This window comes from Pseudomonas sp. G34 (genome assembly GCF_031119625.1).
Lineage (GTDB): Bacteria > Pseudomonadota > Gammaproteobacteria > Pseudomonadales > Pseudomonadaceae > Aquipseudomonas.
The window spans coordinates 205798-214923 of record NZ_JAVHZV010000017.1; the positions used below are offsets into that span (position 1 = coordinate 205798).

Annotated in this window: 1 protein-coding gene; it reads right to left on the reverse strand. The window is 61.4% G+C overall.

The annotated features are described in order from the left end of the window. Positions 1-57 precede the first annotated feature (57 nt). Positions 58-9126 (reverse strand): Ig-like domain-containing protein (locus tag QYS36_RS12470; protein WP_308839767.1); only part of this gene is annotated, 9069 nt, incomplete at its 5' end.

Here is a 9126-nt window from a genome sequence, read left to right on the forward strand (position 1 = left end):
AGACCTATGGGTACAGCTTAGCGCCCCGCCACGAAAGTGTGGCGGGGCATTGGCCTATCATGGGTCGACTTTGATCGTGTGGTTGGCGATCAGCGAGTTGATGTCATAGCTCGGCAGGCTGGCCTGGCCCAGGTCGATCTGTACATCGGCCTTGGCGGCGACCTGTTGGCTGGAGGTGTCGGCAGTGTTGAACTCGCCCTTGGTGCTGATCAGCAGGGTAGAGCTGCCGTTGTCGGTCACCAGCTTCAGGTAGCTGTCCAGGTTGTTGCTGTGATCCTGCAGCAGCGAGCTGAGGTCGATGGTGTCGCCCTCGGCCACGTTGAAGTCCTTGATCACATCCTTGCCGAAGTCGCCTTTCTGCCAGGCGAAGGTGTCGGCCCCGGCGCCGCCGAACAGGATGTCATCACCCGCCCCGCCAACCAGCAAGTCGTTGCCGCCCTGGCCGTAGAGGATGTCGTTGCCGCCACCGCCGTACAGCTGATCGGCACCGCCACGGGTGTCGCCTGCCACGTTGAAGGTCTCGTGATTGGCGCGGATGTAGTCGTACAGATCGCCGTTGGTTGGTGCGATGCCGTTCTTCAGCTCCAGGAAGGTTTCCAGGGCTTTCACGCCGGCACCATCATGCAGGTCGGTTGGCTTGGTCGGATTACCGTCTACGCCCCACTTCAAGCCGTCGGTGTTGATCACGTCACCAAAGATGATGTCGTTGCCATCGCCGCCGTGAATGGTGTCATTACCCACCGTTACCGGCACATGCGCGTTCGAACCGCCATGCAGGGCCACCGAGAGTTCATCGGCCGAGTTGACGATCTCGACCTTGCCCACCGGCACCTTGGTGTAATCCACCCGGCTGATGTTATCGATCCACATGGTGGCATTGGCGAGGTTGTTCGACTTGTCATCGACGGTGAAGGCCAGGCGGTAGGTGCCTGCGCCGACGACCGAGGTTTCCGCCGTGGTCCAGTTGCCTGCCGTGGTGCCACCGCCGCTCTGCACGTCGGTCCAGACACCCTGCACCAGTTGCTGCAATTTCCAGCTCAGCGAATCACCGTTACCGGTATCCGCGGTGCCGTAGGCGAACCGCAGGGTGCTGAGGGTGCCTTCGGCAATGGTCAGCGTTGGCGTGGTGGCGGTGACGGGCGAGCCTCCCGCGGTATCGCGAATCATCAGGGCATCGGAGTTGCGGCCAGCCGAGCCGCTGAAGAACCCCGTTCCGGTGATGTCCCAGTTGCCCAGGTTGTTCCAGCCGGTCGTGTCGTTGTTGAAGTTGGCCAGCGTGGCCCCCGAGCCATTGGCCAGGTAGCTGAACGCGGGCGAGTCCGTGGTGTTGTCGAACAGGCTGAGGTTCTTCTCGCTGACCCCTGAACCGATCCCGATGGCTTGCACGGCACTCTTGCCGGCGAGCACGTTGAAGGTGTCGAGCGAGCCCAGCAGTACCTGATCGTTGGTGGTCGATCCGTTGCCACTGACCGTGGTGGTGTTGCCGTTGTAGTAGAAGGTCGGGTCACCGTCGGACAGGAAAAATGTCAGGTTCTCGTAGCCGGCCGCCTTGGTATTGCCAGCAGCGCTCTGCGCATCGAACCAGGCGCTCGCTTCCTTGAAGGCGGCTTCATAGTTGGTGCCGCCATTGGCCGTCAGGCGCTGGATATCGGCCAACAAACCGTCGAGCTTGGTGCCATTCTGCAGGTCGGCCACCCTGGCGCTCAGGGTGACGTCGCCGGCGAAGCCCACCAGGGTGAGGTTGACGACGCCATCATGGCCCGCCAGGGTTTTCGCGAAGTTCGACAGCGCGCTCTTGGTCAGGCTCATGCGATCACCCTGCATGCTGCCGGAGGTATCGACGAGCAGGGCGATGTTGTAGTTGGTCGCTGGTTGAACGGTGGTCAGCGTACCGCCTGCATCACCGAGCAGCACGTCGTTGCCGGCGCCGCCCCGGATGGTGTTGTCGCCGTTGTCGTTGCTCCCGTCGCCGGCCACGTGGATGACGTTGGCAGCCTGGTTGACCTTGAGGGTAACGGTCGCCGTGTCGCTGCCGCCTTTGCCATCGCTGACGCTGTATTGGAAGCTGGCGTCGCCGTAGAAGCCGGCCTTCGGCGTGAAAATCACGTTGCCGTTGTTGAGCGTGACCGTGCCGTTGGTGGCGTTCTGCACGCTGGTAATGGACAGCGCGTCGCCATTCGGATCGGTGTCGTTGCCGAGCAGGGTGCTGCCGGCGACCGTCAGGCTTTCGCCGGACTCCACCACCAGGTTCGAGGTGCCTGGTATGTGGTAGAGCATGTCCGAGTCGACGACCTTGAAGGTGCCGCCCTGGCCCAGCTCGACCTTCAGGCGCGCATCGCCGCCCTGATCCCAGTAGATGATCTCGATCTGTTGAGCGCCCGCTTGCGCTGCGCTGATGGTGAAGGTTTTGCCGGTGGCGGTGGAGGTCGACTGGATGTTGTTGAACTCGGCAACCACCTGGCCGTTGATACGGATGCTGTAGCCGTCATCGGCCGTGACCTTGAACTGGTAGGTACCGGCAGCCAGGTTGATATAGCCAGCCATCTTGATAATGGCGTCCGAGCTGTTGCCCGGGTCTGTGGACAGCGAGTTGGCTTTGGCGCCGTTGCCTGACGCGACATCCACACCCAGGAAATTCTGCAGGTTGGTGCCGTTGCCCAGACCTGACGCATTGCTCAAGGTGCCGTAGTCCAGCTTGGTGGCATTGAAGGTCGCCGCCGGGTTGTGGCTGTCGATGAACTGGCGAACCTGGCTCAGGTTGGTCAGGTTGGCGCCATCGTTGCCTGCCCCGGTGCTCGCGTCGTTGTAGCCGTAGTATTCGGCTTTGAGCCCGGTGACCTTGGTGTAGCTGTCGTCCTTCGCATCCGGGGTGCCGTCGATGATGCCGCCGGTGGCGCTCTGGCCGCCGATATCCAGGCGCACGGTTTCCAGCGGTTCCGCGACCACATTGTCGGCAAGTGTCTGCACGGTTACCGAGAAGCTGGTGACACCAGCCGGCACGGTGATCTTCCCGGTGCTGGCGTCATAGGTCACGCCATTGCTGAAGCTCTGGGCGGTCAGCTTGTAGTCGACGTTGGCGGTTGCCGTGCCGGTGGCGTTGAAGGCCAATACGGTCGGCGTCGAGCTGGCATTGCTCAGGGTGACGTTGAAGACCAGGTTGTTGCCTTCGACCACATTGTCATCGGCCGTGCCAGCCTGACCCACGTCGATGGTTTTCACCGTCGGTACCGGATCGTTGTCGATGATGGTCGCGGTACCGGTTTTCCCACCAACAGTCAGGCTGAAGTTCTCGGTCGGCTCGTTGACGGTGTCATTGATGGTCGGAACCGTGACGGTGAAGCTGGTGACGCCCGCCGGCACGGTGACCTGGCCGGTAGTGGCGTTATAGGTCACGCCGTTGCTGAAGCTCTGGTTGGTCAGTGCCGCGTTGTAGTCGCTACCCGCCGTCGCAGTGCCGGCATTCAGCGCCAGGCTGAAGGTGGTCGGTGTGCTGCTGGCGTTGGTCAGGTTGACGGTGAACACGGCGTTGTCGCCTTCGTCCACTTGGCCGCCGGTGCTATCGACAGCCGAGCTGACGGTACTGACGGTCGGTGCGGCATCGTTGTCGATGATGGTTGCAGTACCGGTCTTACCGCCTACGGTCAGGCTGAAGGTCTCGGTCGGCTCGCTGACGGTGTCATTGATGGTCGGAACCGTGACGGTGAAGCTGGTGACGCCCGCCGGTACGGTGACCTGGCCGGTAGTGGCGTTATAGGTCACGCCGTTGCTGAAGCTCTGGTTGGTCAGGGCTGCGTTGTAATCGTTACCGGCGGTCGCCGTACCCGGGTTGAGGGACAGGCTGAAGGTCGATGCCGTACTGCTGGCATTGGTCAGGCTGACGGTGAACACGGCATTGTCGCCCTCGTCGACCTGGCCGCCGGTGCTGTCCACCGCTGCGCTGACGGCGCCAATGCCTGGGGCCACTTCGGTGCCGATGATGGTAATGGTGGCGTTCGCGGTGGCTGTGCCGCCATAACCATCACTGACGGTGTAGGTGAAGCTCTGAGTCTTGATCTCACCCGATTTCAGGTTGTTGTCATTGGCGGCAAAGTTGAAGCTGCCATCGACGTTGACCGTCAGTACACCCTTGGCCAGCACGACCTTGCCGTTTGCCGGGACGTCGGCACCATTGATCTTGACGACGTTGAGTGTCTGGTTGGCCTGGGCATCGCTGTCGTTGTTGAGTAGGCCCTTGCCCTGGTCGATGACCAGCGTCTGGCTTTCATTGACCACGTAGGTGCTGTTTGCCGAGGCAGGGCCGGAACCGGAGAAACCGGTCAGGAAGTAGTCGGAACCATCACCTGTGCCGTTTACCGTAGGCAGCGCTTCGAAGCGGATACTGTCGAAGACCTGCGTGCCGGTATTGAGCGAGAAGGTGCCTGCGCCACCTGTGCCGAGTTTGAACGTGCCACTGGCCACTTCAACGCCTTCGTACATCGCAACCCAGCGGCCGACTTCGCCGCCTTCTTCACCTGCTACCAGGCGACTTACGCTGAAGCTCGCCTGATTGAGGTTGCCACTGAAGTTCAGCGTGATGGATTCGGACTTGCCGGTGGTCGGATCGAACTCCAGCTGGTCAGGTACGGGGTTGACGACGGCGCGCGGCGAACCATCGACGCCCAGGGCGTTTTGGTTGCCATCGACATTCAGCTCCAGCAGTTTGGCGTCGTTACCATTGCCATCGCGGGCCTGGATGACGATTTTCTGATTGTTGCTGTCTTGCAGCGCCCAATTGTTGCTGGTCACTGCGCCGCCCAGATCACCGATCTGCACGGTATAAGGGCTGCCCACCGGGTCATCGACGGCGACAGGGTTGCTGTTTACCAGTGCCTGGTCGCTACCTTTGCTGGACGTGTTACCGAACTGATCCTGCAGTGTGGCGTCAACGACGATGGTCTTGCCTTCGCCGGGGGGGGCGAAGGTGGTGTCGAGGTAACCCGTGGTGATCTGCGCCGCAGTCAGTGTGAAGGTCTTGATGGTCGTGCCATCGGTGACACTGAGGGTGTCGCCGGCCACGGAACCGGCTGGCAAGCCGACTCGTACATCGATCGCACCGCTGAGCTCGTTCTGACCGATTACCCCATCGTTGTTGATGTCCTCACGGATTTCTACGGTTGGAGCTGCCCCCGTGGCACCTGCCAGCGTATCGACGCGGGCGCTGTCGGTTCCCTTGTTCGACGTGTTGCCGAACTGATCCTGCAGCGTTGCTTCGACGGTTAGCGTGTTGCCTTCGCCTGGACTTGGGAAAGTGGTGGTAACGAAGCCCGCGGTGATTTGCGCTGCGGTGAGCGTAACGGTCTGTGGTGTAGTGCCGTTGGTGATGACCAGCGTGTCGCCAGCTACGGCACCGGCTGGCAGGCCTACACGTACGTCGACCGGGCCATTCAGTTCAGCCTTGCTGATGATGCCGTCGTTGTTGGCGTCTTCAGTGATGGTGACGACCGGAGCTGCACCTGTGGTGCCGGCCAAGGTGTCGACCTTGGCGGTGTCGGTACCTTTCTCGGAGGTGTTGCCGAATTGGTCTTTAAGTACAGCATCGACAGTGATGGTCTGACCTTCGCCCGGGCTTGGGAAGGTAGTGCCGACCTGGCCAGCTGTAACTTGCTCGGCAGTCAGGACGATGTCCTTGGTGACGGTGCCCGAGGTGATACTGATAGTGTCACCCGCGACAGCGCCAGCCGGCAGGCCTACACGTACATCAATTTCTCCGTTGAGCTCTGCCTTGCTGATCACGCCATCGTTGTTGGCGTCTTCAGTGATGGTGACGACCGGAGCTGCACCTGTGGTGCCAGCCAGGGTGTCGACCTTGGCGGTATCGGTACCTTTTTCGGAGGTGTTGCCGAATTGGTCGCGCAGGGTGGCTTCGACAGTGAGTGTGTTGCCTTCACCCGGGTTGGCGAAGGTCGTTGTGACGAAGCCTGCGGTGATTTGTGCTGCGGTGAGCGTAACGGTCTGCGGCGTGGTGCCGTTGGTGATGACCAGTGTATCGCCGGCGACAGCACCGGCTGGCAGGCCTACACGCACGTCGACCGGGCCATTCAGTTCAGCCTTGCTGATGATGCCGTCGTTGTTGGCGTCTTCAGTGATGGTGACGACCGGAGCAGCACCCGTAGTGCCGGCCAAGGTGTCGACCTTGGCGGTGTCGGTGCCTTTTTCAGAGGTGTTGCCGAACTGATCCTGCAGCGTTGCTTCGACGGTTAGCGTGTTGCCTTCGCCTGGGCTCGGGAAGGTCGTTGTAACGAAGCCCGCGGTGATCTGCGCAGCCGTGAGCGTAACGGTCTGCGGCGTGGTGCCGTTGGTGATGACCAGCGTATCGCCAGCTACTGCGCCGGCCGGCAGGCCTACGCGTACGTCGATAGGGCCATTGAGTTCGGCCTTGCTGATGATGCCGTCGTTGTTGGCGTCTTCTGTGATCGTGACTACCGGAGCTGCACCTGTGCTGCCGGTCAAGGTGTCGACCTTGGCAGTATCGGTACCTTTTTCAGAGGTGTTGCCGAACTGATCGCGCAGCGTTGCTTCGACGGTTAGCGTGTTGCCTTCGCCTGGACTCGGGAAGGTAGTGTCGACGTAACCAGTAGCGATTTGCGCTGCAGTCAGGGTGATGGTCTGCGGCGTAGTGCCGTTGGTGATCACCAGCGTATCGCCAGCTACGGCGCCTGCTGGCAGGCCTACGCGTACGTCGACGGGGCCATTCAGTTCAGCCTTGCTGATGATGCCGTCGTTGTTGGCGTCTTCAGTGATGGTGACGACCGGAGCAGCACCTGTGGTGCCGGCCAGGGTGTCGACTTTGGCGGTGTCGGTGCCTTTTTCGGACGTATTGCCGAACTGGTCTTTAAGTACAGCATCGACAGTGAGCGTGTTGCCTTCACCAGGGCTCGGGAAGGTCGTTGTAACGAAGCCCGCGGTGATCTGCGCAGCGGTCAGCGTAATGGTCTGTGGCGTGGTGCCGTTGGTGATCACCAGCGTATCGCCAGCCACTGCACCGGCCGGTAGGCCTACGCGCACGTCGACGGGGCCATTGAGTTCAGCCTTGCTGATCACGCCGTCGTTGTTGGCATCTTCGGTGATGGTGACGACCGGAGCAGCACCGGTGGTGCCAGCCAAGGTATCGACCTTGGCAGTATCGGTACCTTTTTCAGAGGTGTTGCCGAATTGGTCGCGCAGGGTGGCTTCGACGGTGATGCTGTTGCCCTCGCCGGGGTTGGCGAAGGTCGTTGTGACGAAGCCAGCGGTGATCTGCGCTGCGGTCAGCGTAATGGTTTGCGGCGTGGTGCCGTTGGTGATGACCAGCGTATCGCCAGCCACTGCGCCGGCCGGCAGGCCTACGCGTACGTCGACTGTGCCATTCAGTTCAGCCTTGCTGATCACGCCGTCGTTGTTGGCATCTTCAGTGATGGTGACGACCGGAGCAGCACCGGTGGTGCCAGCCAGGGTGTCGACTCTGGCGGTATCGGTACCTTTTTCGGAGGTGTTGCCGAACTGGTCGCGCAGCGTGGCTTCGACGGTGATGCTGTTGCCTTCACCGGGGTTGGCGAAGGTAGTTGTGACGAAGCCAGCGGTGATTTGCGCTGCAGTGAGCGTGACCGTTTGCGGCGTGGTGCCGTTGGTGATGACCAGTGTATCGCCGGCGACAGCACCGGCTGGCAGGCCTACACGCACGTCGACCGGGCCATTCAGTTCAGCCTTGCTGATGATGCCGTCGTTGTTGGCGTCTTCAGTGATGGTGACGACCGGAGCTGCACCGGTGGTGCCGGCCAAGGTATCTACTTTGGCGGTGTCGGTGCCTTTTTCAGAGGTGTTGCCGAATTGGTCGCGCAGCGTTGCTTCGACGGTTAGCGTGTTGCCTTCGCCTGGATTTGGGAAAGTGGTGGTAACGAAGCCAGCGCTGATTTGCGCTGCGGTCAGCGTAATGGTCTGTGGCGTGGTGCCGTTGGTGATCACCAGCGTGTCGCCAGCCACTGCGCCGGCCGGCAGGCCTACACGTACGTCAATTTCTCCGTTGAGCTCTGCCTTGCTGATCACGCCATCGTTGTTGGCGTCTTCGGTGATGGTAACGACCGGAGCTGCACCCGTAGTGCCGGCCAAGGTATCGACCTTGGCGGTGTCGGTACCTTTTTCGGAGGTGTTGCCGAACTGGTCGAGCAGGGTGGCTTCGACAGTGAGCGTGTTGCCTTCACCCGGGTTGGCGAAGGTAGTCGTGACGAAGCCCGCGGTGATTTGCGCTGCAGTGAGCGTGACCGTTTGCGGCGTGGTGCCGTTGGTGATCAGCAGCGTGTCGCCAGCCACTGCGCCGGCCGGCAGGCCTACACGTACGTCAATTTCTCCGTTGAGCTCTGCCTTGCTGATCACGCCATCGTTGTTGGCGTCTTCAGTGATGGTGACGACCGGAGCAGCACCCGTCGTGCCGGCCAAGGTGTCGACTTTGGCGGTGTCGCTGCCTTTCTCGGAGGTATTGCCGAACTGGTCGCGCAGGGTCGCTTCGACGGTGATGCTGTTGCCTTCACCTGGGCTCGGGAAAGTGGTGGTAACGAAGCCCGCGGTGATTTGCGCTGCAGTGAGCGTGACCGTTTGCGGCGTAGTGCCGTTGGTGATGACCAGTGTATCGCCAGCTACGGCGCCGGCTGGCAGGCCTACACGCACGTCGACTGGGCCATTCAGTTCAGCCTTGCTGATGATGCCGTCGTTGTTGGCGTCTTCAGTGATCGTGACGACTGGGGCCGCGCCGGTGTCGCCGGCAAGGGTGTCGATAGCGCCATTGTCGGTAGCGTTGCCAGTATTACCAGCCGGGTCAGTAACCTGAGCCTCAACGGAATAGGGGCCTTCAGCCAGTGCCTGCGGTACATCGACGGTATAAGTGCCACCAGCTAAAACCGGTGTGGTCACGGTAGTGACGGTGCTGCCCTGGGTGATGGTCAGCGTGACAGTGCTGCCAACCGGCGCATCGGTAGTGCCGGTGATTGTCGGGGTGGTGTCATTGCTGACTGCCGGAGCATCGACAGTGATTGCCGGAGCGGTGATGTCGACGCTATAGCCTTCGGTGTCGGAGGCGGTGCCGACGTTACCGGCGGCATCGGTGGTGCTGATGCT